At 74.2% G+C, this 13369-nt stretch carries 11 protein-coding genes and 1 riboswitch; of the genes, 4 read left to right on the plus strand and 7 right to left on the minus strand.

The window, feature by feature from the left end; all coding sequences use genetic code 11:
• Positions 1-3: 3 nt before the first annotated feature.
• Genes ACSMXW_RS02910 through ribD form a run of 4 tightly spaced genes read right to left on the minus strand, consistent with a single transcriptional unit; the run spans position 4 to position 3745 of the window.
• Positions 4-1305 (minus strand): bifunctional 3,4-dihydroxy-2-butanone-4-phosphate synthase/GTP cyclohydrolase II, encoded by a 1302-nt coding sequence (locus ACSMXW_RS02910; protein WP_485803790.1) that lies wholly within the window; start codon positions 1303-1305, stop codon positions 4-6.
• Entirely contained in the window at positions 1302-1955 is a 654-nt protein-coding gene (locus tag ACSMXW_RS02915; RefSeq protein ID WP_485803792.1) for a nicotinamide mononucleotide transporter family protein, read from the minus strand. The genes ACSMXW_RS02910 and ACSMXW_RS02915 overlap by 4 nt, the downstream gene beginning before the upstream one ends.
• Complete coding sequence (locus tag ACSMXW_RS02920) at positions 1952-2653, minus strand: riboflavin synthase (RefSeq protein ID WP_485803794.1); 702 nt, start codon at positions 2651-2653, stop codon at positions 1952-1954. The genes ACSMXW_RS02915 and ACSMXW_RS02920 overlap by 4 nt, the downstream gene beginning before the upstream one ends.
• The gene (ribD, locus tag ACSMXW_RS02925; protein WP_485803796.1) at positions 2654-3745 is read right to left on the minus strand and encodes a bifunctional diaminohydroxyphosphoribosylaminopyrimidine deaminase/5-amino-6-(5-phosphoribosylamino)uracil reductase RibD; all 1092 of its coding nucleotides are present in this window, start codon (positions 3743-3745) and stop codon (positions 2654-2656) included. It lies immediately after the preceding gene.
• Positions 3746-3888: 143 nt separating this feature from the next.
• Positions 3889-4019: riboswitch (FMN riboswitch) on the minus strand.
• Between the two features lie 199 nt (positions 4020-4218).
• Here ribD and ACSMXW_RS02930 point away from each other — a divergent pair.
• A complete protein-coding gene (locus tag ACSMXW_RS02930; RefSeq protein WP_485803798.1) occupies positions 4219-4383 on the plus strand; it encodes a hypothetical protein in 165 nt (54 codons plus the stop codon).
• A 473-nt stretch (positions 4384-4856) separates the two neighbouring features.
• A complete protein-coding gene (locus tag ACSMXW_RS02935; protein ID WP_485803800.1) occupies positions 4857-5603 on the plus strand; it encodes an SDR family oxidoreductase in 747 nt (248 codons plus the stop codon).
• Positions 5604-5867: 264 nt separating this feature from the next.
• Here ACSMXW_RS02935 and ACSMXW_RS02940 read toward each other — a convergent pair whose 3' ends face one another.
• Positions 5868-7052 (minus strand): ROK family transcriptional regulator, encoded by a 1185-nt coding sequence (locus tag ACSMXW_RS02940; RefSeq protein ID WP_485803802.1) that lies wholly within the window; start codon positions 7050-7052, stop codon positions 5868-5870.
• Positions 7053-7272: 220 nt separating this feature from the next.
• Between ACSMXW_RS02940 and ACSMXW_RS02945 the strand changes: the two genes are divergently transcribed.
• Positions 7273-8496, plus strand: coding sequence for an MFS transporter (locus tag ACSMXW_RS02945; protein ID WP_485803803.1), 1224 nt, complete (start codon positions 7273-7275; stop codon positions 8494-8496).
• A 335-nt stretch (positions 8497-8831) separates the two neighbouring features.
• Here ACSMXW_RS02945 and ACSMXW_RS02950 read toward each other — a convergent pair whose 3' ends face one another.
• Positions 8832-10133, minus strand: coding sequence for an alginate lyase family protein (locus ACSMXW_RS02950; RefSeq protein ID WP_485803805.1), 1302 nt, complete (start codon positions 10131-10133; stop codon positions 8832-8834).
• Between the two features lie 302 nt (positions 10134-10435).
• Between ACSMXW_RS02950 and ACSMXW_RS02955 the strand changes: the two genes are divergently transcribed.
• Positions 10436-11182: a DUF5995 family protein gene (locus ACSMXW_RS02955; protein ID WP_485803807.1), complete on the plus strand. Its 747-nt coding sequence runs from the start codon at positions 10436-10438 to the stop codon at positions 11180-11182.
• 431 nt (positions 11183-11613) lie between these two features.
• Here the strand turns inward: ACSMXW_RS02955 and ACSMXW_RS02960 are convergent, their stop codons facing one another.
• Positions 11614-13314, minus strand: coding sequence for a flavin monoamine oxidase family protein (locus tag ACSMXW_RS02960; RefSeq protein ID WP_485803809.1), 1701 nt, complete (start codon positions 13312-13314; stop codon positions 11614-11616).
• Between the last annotated feature and the right edge of the window lie 55 nt (positions 13315-13369).

Here is a 13369-nt window from a genome sequence, read left to right on the forward strand (position 1 = left end):
CGGTCACTGGTTGCCGCAGGCGGCCATGGCGGGGGTGTCCAGCCAGGGCAGGTCGTGGCCCATGCGGTCGCGCTTGGTGCGCAGGTACCGCAGGTTGTGCTCGCCGGCCTGGACGGGCATCGGTTCCCGGCCGGTGACCTGGATGCCGTGCCGGACGAGGGCGTCGGTCTTGTCGGGGTTGTTGGTCATCAGCCGGACACTGCGCACCCCGAGGTCGGCGAGGATCTGCGCCCCCGCGCCGTAGTCGCGGGCGTCCGCGGGCAGGCCGAGCTCCAGATTGGCGTCGAGCGTGTCCCGGCCGCGCTCCTGGAGTTCGTAGGCGCGCAGCTTGGAGAGCAGGCCGATGCCGCGGCCCTCGTGGCCGCGGAGGTAGACGACCACACCGCGGCCCTCCGCCGCGATGCGCTCCATGGCGGCGGTGAGCTGGGGCCCGCAGTCGCAGCGCAGCGAGCCGAAGACGTCGCCGGTGAGGCACTCGGAGTGCACACGCACCAGCACGTCCTCGCCGTCGCGGAGGTCGCCGTGGACCAGGGCGACGTGCTCGACTCCGTCGTCGGCGGAGCGGTAGCCGTAGGCGGTGAAGTCGCCGGAGACGGTGGGCAGGCGCACGGTCGCCTCGCGGCGCACGGCGGGCTCGGCGCCGCGCCGGTAGGCGATCAGGTCCTCGATGGAGATGATCGACAGGCCGTGCTTGCGGGCGAACGCGACCAGTTCGGGCAGCCGCAGCATGGTGCCGTCCTCGGCGGCGATCTCGACGATCGCGCCCGCCGGGCGCAGGCCGGCGAGCCTGGCCAGGTCGACGGCGGCCTCGGTGTGCCCGGCGCGGGTCAGCACCCCGCCGGCCCTGGCGCGCAGCGGGAAGACATGGCCGGGCCGCACGAAGTCCGCGGCCTCCGCCGTGCCGTCGGCGAGCAGCCGCAGCGTGCGGGCGCGGTCGGCGGCGGAGATGCCGGTGGTCACGCCGTGCGCGGAGGCCGCGTCCACGGAGACGGTGAACGCGGTGCTCATCGACTCGGTGTTCTGCTCGACCATCTGCGGCAGGTTCAGCCGGTCCAGTTCCTCGGCTTCCATGGGCGCGCAGATGAGGCCGCGGCACTCGGACATCATGAAGGCGACGATCTCGGGGGTGACCGCCTCCGCGGCGATGACGAGGTCGCCCTCGTTCTCGCGGTCCTCGTCGTCGACGACGACGACCGGGCGCCCCTCCGCGATGTCGGCGATGGCCTGCTCCACCGGGTCGAGCCCGGTCCGGGTCGCCCCGGCGGTGAGGTCGCCGGTGGGGAACCGGACGGGTGCGATGGTCATGCCGGGGCTCCTTCCAGAGGGGGCTGCGCGCCCTGCCGCGAGCGCAGCCACCAGGCGCGCATGCCCCACAGGACAAGAGCGCCGTAGACGATGTAGATCAGGCCGGAGAAGGCCAGGCCGCTGGTGAAGTTGAGCGGCACGCCGACCAGGTCGACCAGCAGCCAGGCGAACCAGAACTCGACGAGGCGGCGCGCCTGCGCCACCATCGCGACCAGCGTGCCGACGAACACATAGGCGTCCGGCCAGGGGTTCCAGGAGAGCGAGGGGAAGGCGGTGAAGAGGCCGCCGACCGCGAGGGTGCCGACGGCGGCGGTCGCCAGCAGCAGGCCCCGTTCGCGCCAGGACGCGAACCGGGTGGCGAGGTCGCCGTCCTGGGCCCGGCGGCGGCCCTGGCTCCACTGCTGCCAGCCCCAGACGGCGGTGACGATGATCACGAGCTGCTTGCCGACGCTGCCGGACTGCTGCACGGAGATGTTGGCCGCGACGAGGATGAGGGCGGAGAGCAGCTGGGCGGGCCAGGTCCACACGGATCTGAGCCAGCCGAGTGCCAGCCCGACGAGGCCGATGGTGTTGCCGGCCAGGTCGGACCAGATGATGCGCTGTCCGAAGGCGGTAAACGCCTCGGAGTTCAGCCAGTCGAAGGTGCTCACCGGGCGTCCCTTGCCGGTTCGCGGCCTCCGGGGGTGCCGGCCGCCGCATCGGCGGCCATGGCGTCGGCAGCCATGGCGTCGGCAGCCGTGGCGTCGGCCGCCGCCGAGCGCTCGGCCGCGAGCAGCCGCTCGACGTACTTGGCGACGACGTCCACCTCCAGGTTGACCGGGTCGCCCGGCTCCTTGATGCCGAGGGTGGTCAGCGCGAGGGTGGTGGGGATGAGGCTGACGGTGAAGTGGTCCGGCCCGGCGTCGACGACGGTGAGGCTGATGCCGTCGACGGTGATGGAGCCTTTCTCGACGATGTAGCGGGAGAGCTGCGCGGGCAGGCCGATCCTGACGATCTCCCAGTGTTCGGAGCGCTTGCGCTCCAGGAGGGTGCCGACGGCGTCGACGTGGCCCTGCACGATGTGGCCGCCGAGCCGGGCGCCGACGGCGGTGGGCCGCTCGAGGTTGACGCGGGAGCCGGGCACCAGCGCGCCGAGGCTGGACCTGTTCAGGGTCTCCGCCATGACGTCGGCGGTGAACTCGTCGCCGTCCAGGTCCACGACCGTCAGGCAGACGCCGTTGACGGCGATCGAGTCGCCGTGCTTCGCGCCCGCGGTGACGACGGGTCCGCGCAGCCGGAAGCGGGATGCGTCGCCGAGGTCCTCGACGCCGGTGATCTCGCCCAGCTCTTCCACGATTCCGGTGAACACTCAGCTCTCCTTCGCTGGCGGCGCGGCGGTGATCCGCAGATCAGGCCCGAGGCGGACGGTCTCGGTCACCTCGAGGCGCAACGCCTCGGTGAGGGTGGTGATTCCTGCCTCGCCCAGTGCGGCGGGGCCGGCCCCGAGCAGGACCGGGGCGACATAGCCGATGACGCGGTCGACCGCGCCCGCGGCCACGAAGGACCCGGCGAGCGTCGGACCGCCTTCGAGCAGTACGGAGCGGACGCCCCGGCCGTGCAGGGCGTCCAGGAGGGCGGGGACGGCGAGTCCGGCGCCGGTGCGCGGCAGCCGGACCACCTCGGCGAGGCCGGTCAGGTGGGCCGTCTCGGCGTCCTCGGCGACGGCGACCAGGGTGGGCGCCGCGTCGTCCAGGACGCGGGCGCCCGGCTTGAGGGCCCTGGCGCCGGAGTCGACCACCACGCGCAGCGGCTGGTGCGCGCCGTCGGTGCCGCGGGCGGCCAGGTGCGGGTCGTCGGCGCGGGCCGTGCCGGCGCCGACCACGACGGCGTCGCTCTCGGCGCGCAGCCGGTGGACGTCGGCGCGGGACTCCGCGGAGGTGATCCACTGGCTGGTGCCGTCAGCGGCGGCGATGCGGCCGTCGAGCGTGGCGGCGTACTTCAGGGTGATGTGCGGCCGGCCCAGGCGGACGGACGTCAGCCAGGCGGCGTTGCCGGCGGCGGCCTCCGCCTCCAGCAGCCCGGACTCGACGTCGATGCCCGCGGCGCGCAGGGTGGCGGCGCCGCCGGTGGCGGTGGGGTCGGGGTCGGAGACCGCGTAGACGACCCGTGCGACGCCGGCCTCGATCAGGGCCTGGGCGCAGGGGCCGGTGCGACCGGTGTGGTTGCAGGGTTCGAGGGTGACCAGGGCGGTGGCGCCGCGGGCCCGGTCGCCGGCCGCGCGCAGCGCGTGGACCTCGGCGTGCGGGCCGCCGGCGCGCTGGTGGTGGCCCTCGCCCACGGTCCGGCCCTCGGCGTCGAGCAGGACGCAGCCGACCACGGGATTGGGGCTGGTGGAGCCGAGTCCGTGTGCGGCGAGTTCGATCGCGCGCCGCATCGCGGCTGCTTCCGCTGGGGTGGCCACCGGGTCCTCCTGCCTCTTCGGGCGCGGACTCCGGGGCTGTCGACGAACGACACACAGCGCGGGTGGAACCTTCCGGGGAACGACGCCGGATCGCGGGCCCGCCCTGAGACGGACCACCGGCGGCGTGCACGGATGCCCGCCCGCCGCGCACTGCCTCCCATCCGGACTTTCACCGTCGGTCCAGGAATTTCACCTGGTCAACCGGCCACTGGATGCGGCCGGGTCGCGGACTTTAACCGCCGGTTCGGACTTTCACCGACCCCGGAGTGCGCTGCTTCTGGTACGGAACACAGTGTGCCACGCCCGGCACCGGACGGTGGGCGCCCGAGCTGTGGGCTGGCTCACAGCCGTCTCCGGGGACGCGCACATGGCCGGGTCCCCGGGCCGCGCCGGGCGTGCCGGGCTGCCCCGCCACTCTGGTACGCCGGCCGGGTGACCGCTGATCTCGCCCAGCGATTCGAGCACCACCGCCCGTGCCGGAGCTGCCCGAGGCCAAGGGGCGGCAGCTCTACGGGAGGGCCGCCCTGCGCCTGGTCACGCCGGAGCGGCGCCGCTGCGCCGGACCCGAGCGGCAGCGTGCGCTCGTCGAGTCGTTCCTGGCGGCGGCCCGCAAGGGCGACCCCACCCGGCTGGAGTAGCCCGCCGGCCAAGGACGTCGTCCCGTCGGGCGACGGTGGCGGACGGGCGTTCTCCGCCGGCCGGCCGATCGCGGGACGGGCCTGGCCGGTAGCGTTGCCGCGGTGCGTCACAGGGCGGCTCACGGCCGCCATCGAGAGGGCGGTCGCCGAGGTCGAGGACGCTCCGGGGCGGCGGCGCACGAGGGGCGGCGGCTGATCGCGGGGGCATCGTTCGAGGTGCGGAACAGGGCGATCGCCGAGGTGCGGGACAGGGCCGACCGCCGGGGTGCGGGCGGTGGTCGGTCCGGACAAGCTGCTGTATGTCACCCGCCAGCTCGCGGGCGCCCCTCGCCGGCGCTGCCCGGAGCCGGTTGCGGGGCTCCGGCTCCGGGCGGTGCCGTGCCCCGTTGTCACACATCGGGGGGCTCGCCGGTTCTCAGTGGTGACGGGCGCTCCACCGGGAGCGCCGACACGGACGAAGGGGCTGAACGGCGATGGCCACGATCGTGGTGACCGGCGGAACCGGAAATCTCGGCGGACTGGTCACGGAGCGGCTGCGGAGCCAGGACCACGACGTGCGGGTGCTGAGCAGGCACGCGCCGCCGCCGTACGCGGTGGATCTGCGCACCGGCGCCGGCCTGGACGAGGCGCTGAGCGGCGCGGAGGTCGTCGTGCACTGCGCGAGCGCGCCCCGTGGCGACGAACAGGCGGGTCGGCGACTCGTCGACGCGGTGCGCAGGACCGGCGTCCGGCATGTGGTGTTCATCTCGATCGTCGGCGTGGACGAGGTGCCACTCGGCTACTACCGCGCCAAGCTGGCGGTGGAGCGCACCATCGCCGACTCCGGCGTGGGCTGGACGCTGCTGCGCGCCACCCAGTTCCACGACCTGCTGGTGACCGCGCTGGGGGCCCTGGCGAAGCCGCCGGTGATGCTGCTGCCGGCCGGTGTGAGCGATCAGCCGATCGAGGTCGCGGAGGTCGCGGACCGGTTGGCCGGGCTCGCCGTCGGTGAGCCTTCCGGCCGGGTGCCGGACCTGGGCGGTCCGGAGGTGCTGGGCTTTCCCGAGCTGGCCCGCGCCTATCTGCGGGCGACCGGACGCCGGCGCCCGGTGGTCTCGGTGCCGCTGGCGGGCAAGGCGTACCGCGCCATGCGGGAGGGCGGCCACCTCACCCCACAGCGGGCGGTGGGCCGGCGCACCTTCGGGGAGTACCTGGCGAAGCGGTTCGGGCAGCCGGTGTAGTCGGGGCACGGCTCCGCGCCCGCGCCGGGGCGCCGCTCACGGGCACGCGGCGCCCTGGAAGGGGCGCGGAACGCGGACGGGGTCGGAGACGTGGGCCCGAGGGGCCACCGAACCGCGCGACCGGACACGACGAGACCGTCGTCGGATCGCCGCTGCCGGAAGGCGGCTCCGCCGGCTCCGGTGGCTCCTCGGACGCCCTCGCGGCGCAACGGCCGGGTGGATGGGTCACGCGCGCTCCCCCGTGCCCAAGGGCGCCGGCCCCGGCTACCCGATCGACGCCGCCCCCGGCGGGAACAGCTCGTCCTGGGCCGCCTCGCGGGCCATCAGCAGCGCGCCGCGCAGCACCGCGGCGCCGCCGAGTTCGCCGGCGCGCACGTCCGTGTGCAGCGGCGAGATGTCGCCCAGGCGCCGCCCGACGCGGGTGGCGAGATCCGGCCCGCCGGCCAGGCCGATCTCGCCGCCCAGCACCACGCAGCCGGGATCGAGGACGGCGGCCGCCGCGGCGGCGCCCAGGGCGATCCGTTCCGCGAGGGCGTCCAGGAAGCGCTTCTCGCCTTCGGCGACGGCTGCCCGCACCAGGGCCGCGGCCTGCGATGCGCCCGGCTCGGCGGCGGCCGCGAGGCCGTGCTCCGCGGCGAGGGCGCAGATGGCCGACGAGGAGACGAGGTGGTGGAAGCCGTCGTCGCGGCCGGTGCCGGACGGCGGCACCGAGGCACCGGGCACCGGCAGGAACCCGATCTCCCCCGCGCCGCCCGACGCCCCCCGGCGCAGCGCGCCGTCCAGCACCACCGCGGCCCCGACACCGTGTCCGAGCCAGAGCAGCACGAACGTCTCGCGGTCGCGGGCGGCGCCGTCCTGCCGCTCGGCGAGGGCGGCGAGGTTGGTCTCGTTCTCCACCAGGACCCGGGCGGGCAGCCGGTCCTGGAGGGCGCCGACGAGGCTGCGGTGCCACTCGGGCAGGTCGGTGGTGCCGCGGAGTTCACCGCTCACCGGGTCGATGAGGCCGGGTGCGCCGATCGCCACGGAGTGCAGCGGCCGTCCGCCCGCCCGAACCGCCGTACGCTCGACGAGCCGGACGGCGCCGGTCACCGCCGACGCGGTGCGGGTGCCGGCGTCCACCGGCAGCGATGCCTCGGCGAGCGAGGCGCCCAGCAGGTCCGTGACGACGACGGTGACGCCGTGGGTGCGCACGTCCAGGGCGGCGAGGTGCGCCCGGTCGGCCACGATCCCGTACAGCCGGGCGTTCGGGCCGCGGCGGCTCGCGCCCGTCTCGCCGACCACGGTGATCAGCCCGGAGCCCTGGAGCCGGGCCACCAGGTCGGCGACGGTGGGCCGGGAGAGGCCGGTGAGTTTCTTCAGCTGCCCGGCCGTCAACGGGCCCTCGCGCTGGAGCAGGCGCAGTGCAAGGCGGTCGTTGATCGCCCGGGCCGTGCTCGGTGATGCGGGCATGCCTGGATCCTTTCAGACGGGCCCTGCACGCCCGGAGGGCGCGCGCCCGGCAGCCTGGTGACCGGTGCGCCCGGTTGCCGAGGCCGGTCCGTAGCGGGAAATCCACTATTTATCAGGCAGGGTTCCTGATAGTTTACGCCGGACCCACGGGGCGGGTGCCGACATGGCCCCGTCGACCACACGGACGAGCACCGCGAGGGACGCGGGGAGGGGCGGCGACATGACCGAGGGGGCCCGTGCGGGCCAGGCCGGGAAGGCCGTGCGGCACGCCAGGTACGCGGTCGCCGTGGTCTTCTGTGTGCACGGCTCGGTGACCGGGTCCTTCGCGACCCGGGTGCCGTGGATCCAGGACCACGCCCATGCGAGCCCCGGGCAGTTGGGACTCGCGCTGGCGTTCGGGGCGATCGGCGCGTCGCTGGCCATGCCCCTGGCCGGCCGGGTGAGCCACCGGTTCGGCTCCCGCGCCGCCCTGCGGGGGCTGATCGCGCTGTGGACGCTGGCGCTGGTGCTGCCCTCGCTCGCACCGAACCTGCTCGCGCTGTGCGCCGCCATGCTCGTGTACGGGGCGACGGCGGGCATGGCGGACGTGGCGATGAACGCGCTGGGCGTCGAGATAGAGAACCGCCTCGGCCGGTCGATCATGTCGGGGCTGCACGGGATGTGGAGTGCGGGCGCGGTGCTCGGCTCCGCCGGCGGTACCCTCGCCGCCCATCTGGGCACGGACGCCCGGGTGCACCATGCGCTGGCCGCCGCCGTGCTCACCGTGACCGGCGTCGCCGCCTGCCGCTGGGTGCTCGACCTGCGTCCGGCGCAGGAGGAGGAGCCGCCGCCGCGGTTCGCGTTGCCGCCCCGCTCCGCGCTGCTGATCGGCGCGGTCGGGTTCTGCGCGGTGTTCGCCGAGGGCGCGGGCCTGGACTGGTCCGCGGTCTACCTGCGCGATGTGCTGGACACCTCCGCCGGCCTGGCCGCCGCGTCGACCACCGGCTTCACGCTCACCATGGCGGTGGCGCGGCTCGCCGGCGACGCGCTCGTGGACAGGTTCGGCCCGGTGCGCACGGTGCGCGGCGGCGGGGTGCTCGCCGCGCTCGGCGGGTTCCTGGTGGTCGTCGCGCCGCACCCGGCGGTGGCCATGACCGGGTTCGCGCTGATGGGGCTCGGCATCGCCGTGGTCGTCCCGCTGGCGTTCGCCGCCGCCGGGCGCAGCGGCCCCCGCCCGAGCCAGGCCATCGCGGGCGTCGCCACCATCATGTACGCCTCGGGCCTGGTCGCCCCCTCGGCGGTCGGCAGCATCGCTCAGGCCACCAGCCTGGAGGTGTCGTTCGGTCTGGTGACGGTGCTGGCGTGCGGGCTCGCGGTGGGCGCGGGGGTGTTGCGGCCCGGCGGCAGGCCCGCGGTGCCGGCCGCGGCCGCGGGCGAGGGTACGGCGGCGGTCGAGCGGTCGTAGCGGGGCGGGGCGGGGCGCTGCGGGTTCCAGCTGCGGGTTCCAGGGGTGCGCCCTCGGGGTCTCGTGCCGGTCCGGCGGACGGTGGGAGTGGTGCGCGGTTCCCCGCGCCCCTGGTGTGGCGGTACCCCTTGCGGTCTCGTACCAGACCACCGGCCGGTGGGCGCTGTGGCCATTCCCCGCGCCCCCGTTGCGGCGCTGCCCCTTGTGGTCTCCTGTCAGACCACCGGCCGGTGGGAGCTCTTCCCGCGGTTCCCCGCGGCGCCCCTGTCGTGACGGTGGGCCTTGTGGTCCGTGCCCCGGCCGGGGCGGTGGGGCCCGGCCGGGGCGCGGTGGGTTCAGCCCGCGATCGAGTCGAGTTGCTCTGCGGCGGGGCGCAGCGCCCACAGGTCGCCGCCCGGGGGCTCCTGGAGGTGTGGCACCGCGGCGCGCGCGTCGCGGTCACCGGCGTCGGCGGCGGCGTGCACGATGTCGCTCGCCGCGTACCGGTAGAACTCCAGCTCGGGGTACTTCCAGTCGGCGGCGCCGGTGGCGGCCGGCAGCAGGAAGTCGACCGCCTTGAACAGGCTCTGCCCGTCCGGCCCCCGGTACGTCCACAGGTCCGCCCCGACGTGCCGCCCGATCTGCGCGAGCCGGGTGTAGGCGACCAGGTCGAAGGTGGAGTAGTGCCAGCTCCGCGTCCTGGCGAGCTCCTGCGGCTGGCTGCCGTCCGCCGCGATCTGCGCGTCGATCCGCTTCCGGCGCGCGTCCAGCACCGTCGTCCGGGCCAGGTCCCTGTCCCCGGTGGCGTAGGCGAGCGCGGCCACCTGCATGTCGTAGAACGTGCCGTGGTTGTTCTCCGCGGCGCCCTCCTCCTTGCCGAAGTCGCTGTTCACCAGCCAGTCGAGGAAGTCCTTGTTCCAGGCGGCCATGGCGGTGCGGTCGCCCTTGGACCACCCGGGCGCGCCGGTGTCCAGCAGGGCGATGGCGTCCACCACGCTGGTGTACGACTGCGAGAAGTCGATGATGCCGATGGCCCGGCCGTCGTACTTGCACGGGATGAACTGCGCGTGGTCCAGGTTGGGGTTCATCCGGGTGGCCGGGTCGAGGAACCAGGTGCGCAGGATGTCGGCGGCGTGCTCCGCGTACTTCCTCTCACCCGTGTAGTACCAGGCGAGGCTGAGGGTGTAGGAGGACTCGAAGACCTTGCCGACGTCCGGTCGGTCGGTGCCGGTGTCGACCTCGGGGTTGCGCTCGCCGTCCCGCTGGACGTAGGGGCAGCCGCGCGGGTTGTCGTCGGTCTTCGGCTGGGAGGGCCACCAGTACGGGGCCTGGCTCAGGTAGTCGTGTGGGTCGCCGCCCGGGGCGGGCGCCGGCTTGTCGACCACGGTCCACGGGCCCTGGCCGAGCCAGTCGTCGGCCTGGGCGGTGAGGTTCTCGACGGCCTTCTTCAGGCCGGGGTCGCCCAGCTCCAGGCGGAGCTTGGCGGCCTGCAGGCGCTTGCCGTCGAGCACGGCCGTCCGCGGGGCGGGCGGGACCAGCCCCTGGTGCCCGGCCGGGTGGTCGTGGGCGGCGGCCGAGGCCGCCGGCACCAGCAGGGCGGCGAGGGCCGCCGCGGCCGCCACCACCGCGCCGAGCCGCAGGCGGGGTCTTCTGCTCATCGAGCACTCCTTCGGAACCGATGACGGTGGGGGTCACCTAGGGACCAACCGCTCACCAGCAGGTCATGTACGTGAACATCATTCATGAGCAAGACCGTGTGAGCGTAGACGTGCCTGATCCACGTGACAATGCCTCGCGCAACGATTCATGCATGGGTCCCTGCGCTCAACGGGCGGGCCGGTGAAGGGTGCTGGGCCCGGCGGGGCCCAACCGCCGCGCCGGGCGGGGCGCGTTCGCTCGTTCCGGGGAAGTCCGGGCGCGAACGGCGCCGGACTCAGCCGGCTGCTGCGATCCTGCCTGCATGGCCCACTCGGAGCAGTCCACGGTCCCCGGGCAGGGGATCGACGGGGTGATCGCGCGGATGCGCGAGCTTGCGGAGGTCCTGCCCGCCGACGACGGCGTCGCGGTCTTCAACCGCGTGTACCTGTCCGTCACCGAGGCGGTGGACCGCGGTGTCGCGCTGGGACGGCTCGGCGATCGCAGCCAGGCGGTCGCCCTGGACGTGCGCTTCGCCGAGCACTACCTCGCGGCCGTCGACGCGGCGGCCGCCGACGGCCGCCCGCCCTCCTGCTGGCGGCCGTTGTTCCGCTACCGCCACCATCCTGGCGTCCGGCCGCTGCAGTTCGCCCTCGCGGGCATCAACGCCCATATCGGGCACGACCTCTGCCTCGCCGTCGTGGACTCCTGCCGGGCGCTCGGCTGTGCGCCCGCCGATCTGGAGGACGAGTTCGACCGGGTCGGCGACCTGCTGGTGACGCTGGAGGAGCAGATCCGCGAGGACGTGATGCCGGGACCCGATCTGCTTCAGGTGGCCGACCCGCTCACCCATCTGCTGGGCTCCTGGAGCCTGGAGCGGGCGAGGGACGGTGCGTGGTCCGCGGCGCGGGCGCTCTGGGAACTGCGGCAGTTCCCCGTCGTCGCCGGGGAGTTCGTCCAGCGGCTCGACGCGGCGGTCGGGCTCGTCGGGCGGATGCTGCTCACTCCGCTGCTGCCGGGTGGGCACGGTTCTCCGGCGGTGCGGGTGCCCGGGGCTGGGCGGGGGCGGTAGGTCTCCCCCGCGCCCCCTCTCCTGCCCCCCGCGCGGGGGCCGCCCGAGGGGCCACCACTCGCCTGCGGCGGGCTGTCCGGTCCGGCCCCTTGCGGTTGCTTCTTCGGCCAGCCGCCGGTGGTGGCCGGTCGCGCAGTTCCCCGCGCCCCTACCTGACACCGGAAACATCCGGGCGACCAACAGGCACGACCACCGCGCGCCACCATCAGGCCCCTTGCGGAAGCTTCCTCGGCCCCCCGCCGGTGGTGGCCGGTCGCGCAGTTCCCCGCGCCCCTACCTGACACCGGAAACATCCGGGCGACCAACAGGCACGACCACCGCGCGCCACCATCAGGCCCCTTGCGGAAGCTTCCTCGGCCAGCCGCCGGTGGTGGCCGGTCGCGCAGTTCCCCGCGCCCCTACCTGACACCGGAAACGCAGGGGAGCCGTGCTCAGTCCTCGGGGAGTTCTACCGGGGCGATCTCGTGGAACACGTCGCCCGGGCCGGGGTTGGACGGGTCGCAGGTGCCGCCGAGTTGGTGCATCACCCCCCATACGGCGTTGAGGGCGGTCTGGACGGCGCCCTCCGCCCAGCCGGCCGTCCAGGAGATGTCGTCGCCCGCGAGGAAGATGCCGCGCTTGTCCGCGGGCAGCGGATCCTGCATGAAGTGGGTGAAGAGCCTGCGCTGGTAGCGGTAGTGGCCCGGCAGGTTCGCCTTGAACGCGCCCATGAAGTACGGCTCGTTCTCCCAGGACACGGTCACCGGGCTGCCGATGATGTGGCTCCGGATGTCCACGTCCGGGTAGATCTCGCGGAGCGAGGCGAGCATCACCTCCATGCGCTCGTGCGCGGTGAGCGGGAGCCACTTCAGGCTGTCGTCGCACCAGGTGTACGACAGGCAGATCACCGCGGGCCGGTCGGGGCCGTCGTCCAGGAGGTAGGTGCCGCGGGTCATCCGGTCCGTCAGGGTCATCGACATCCGGTCGCGCCCCGTGCGTTCGTCCTTGTCCAGCCAGAACGGCCGGTCCACCGGCACGAAGAGCTTGCTGGACTCCATGTAGTGGGTGCGCTCGATCGCCGTCCAGTGGTCGATCGGGAAGAGCGACTCGTCGCACGCGATCTTGGAGAGCAGCATCCAGGACTGGGCCGTGAAGACCACCGCGGGATAGCTGCGGATCGCGCCCGAGGCGTCCGTGACGGTGATGAGGCCGCCCGCGGCGCGGTGCAGCCGGGTCACCGCGGGGCGGGGCGTGCCGCCCTGGTGCAGCGACGCCAGCGAGGTGCCCTGCGGCCAGTGGACGAGCTTCTGCGGGGCACGCTCCCAGAGCCTCGTGGGCAACTGCTGGCTGCCGCCGACGATGCCGCGGTGGTGGTCGTCGGCCTCTGTGTACACCACACGCAGGATCTCCAGGATGGAGTTGGGGAAGTCGGTGTCCCAACCGCCGGTGCCGAAGCCGACCTGTCCGAAGATCTCCCGGTGACGGAAGGACCTGAACGCCTCGGAGGCGCACAGGAAGCCGTAGAAGGTCTGGTTGTCGAGCCGTTCGACCAGCCGGGACCAGATCGCGCGGACGGTCGGCACATCGCGCTCCCGGATGGCGCGGTTCATCCGGGAGAACTCGGCGCCCTCCTCCAGGCAGGTCCGCCAGGCCTCGGCGACCTGCCGGTACACCTCGGGCAGGTCGTCCAGCGTTCTCGCGTAGTGCGACTCGCCCTTGAGGTCGACGACCGTGGACGGGGTGGCCTCCGCCAGCGGGTTCGGGAACGGCTTCGTCCGCAGGCCCACCAGGTCGATGTAGTGCTGGAGCGCCGTCGACGAGGGCGGGAAGCGCATGGCGCCCAGCTCCGCGGTGAGCGCGCCCCCGTCGGCCGCGCCGTCGAAGCCGACGGTGCGCAGCCGCCCGCCGATCCGGTCCGCCTCGTACACCACCGGACGCAGCCCCATCCTCATCAGCTCGTACGCGGTCACGATGCCGGAGAGCCCACCGCCGACCACCGCCACCTCGGTGCCGTGCCGGGTGGCGGGGATCTGTCCCAGGCCCGCGGGGTGGGCGAGGAAGTCGTCGTACGCGTACGGGAAGTCCGGCCCGAACATCGTGATGGGCTGCTGCGCCGCGGCGTGCGGGACGGCGGTGGGCACCGTGGACGTCATGGGGTGCGGCTCCTTGCGGTGGTCAGGGGTGGATCGGGGGAGGCTCCGGCCACGC

It is taken from the genome of Streptomyces sp. DSM 116793 (genome assembly GCF_057320905.1).

What these genes read in the sequence shown, in the direction of transcription:
- ACSMXW_RS02950 (WP_485803805.1), bottom strand. Translation starts at nt 10,133, where the DNA reads ATGAGCAGAAGACCCCGCCTGCGGCTCGGCGCGGTGGTGGCGGCCGCG.
- ACSMXW_RS02960 (WP_485803809.1), bottom strand. Translation starts at nt 13,314, where the DNA reads ATGACGTCCACGGTGCCCACCGCCGTCCCGCACGCCGCGGCGCAGCAG.
- ACSMXW_RS02910 (WP_485803790.1), bottom strand. Translation starts at nt 1,305, where the DNA reads ATGACCATCGCACCCGTCCGGTTCCCCACCGGCGACCTCACCGCCGGG.
- ACSMXW_RS02935 (WP_485803800.1), top strand. Translation starts at nt 4,857, where the DNA reads ATGGCCACGATCGTGGTGACCGGCGGAACCGGAAATCTCGGCGGACTG.
- ACSMXW_RS02945 (WP_485803803.1), top strand. Translation starts at nt 7,273, where the DNA reads ATGACCGAGGGGGCCCGTGCGGGCCAGGCCGGGAAGGCCGTGCGGCAC.
- ACSMXW_RS02940 (WP_485803802.1), bottom strand. Translation starts at nt 7,052, where the DNA reads ATGCCCGCATCACCGAGCACGGCCCGGGCGATCAACGACCGCCTTGCA.
- ACSMXW_RS02955 (WP_485803807.1), top strand. Translation starts at nt 10,436, where the DNA reads ATGGCCCACTCGGAGCAGTCCACGGTCCCCGGGCAGGGGATCGACGGG.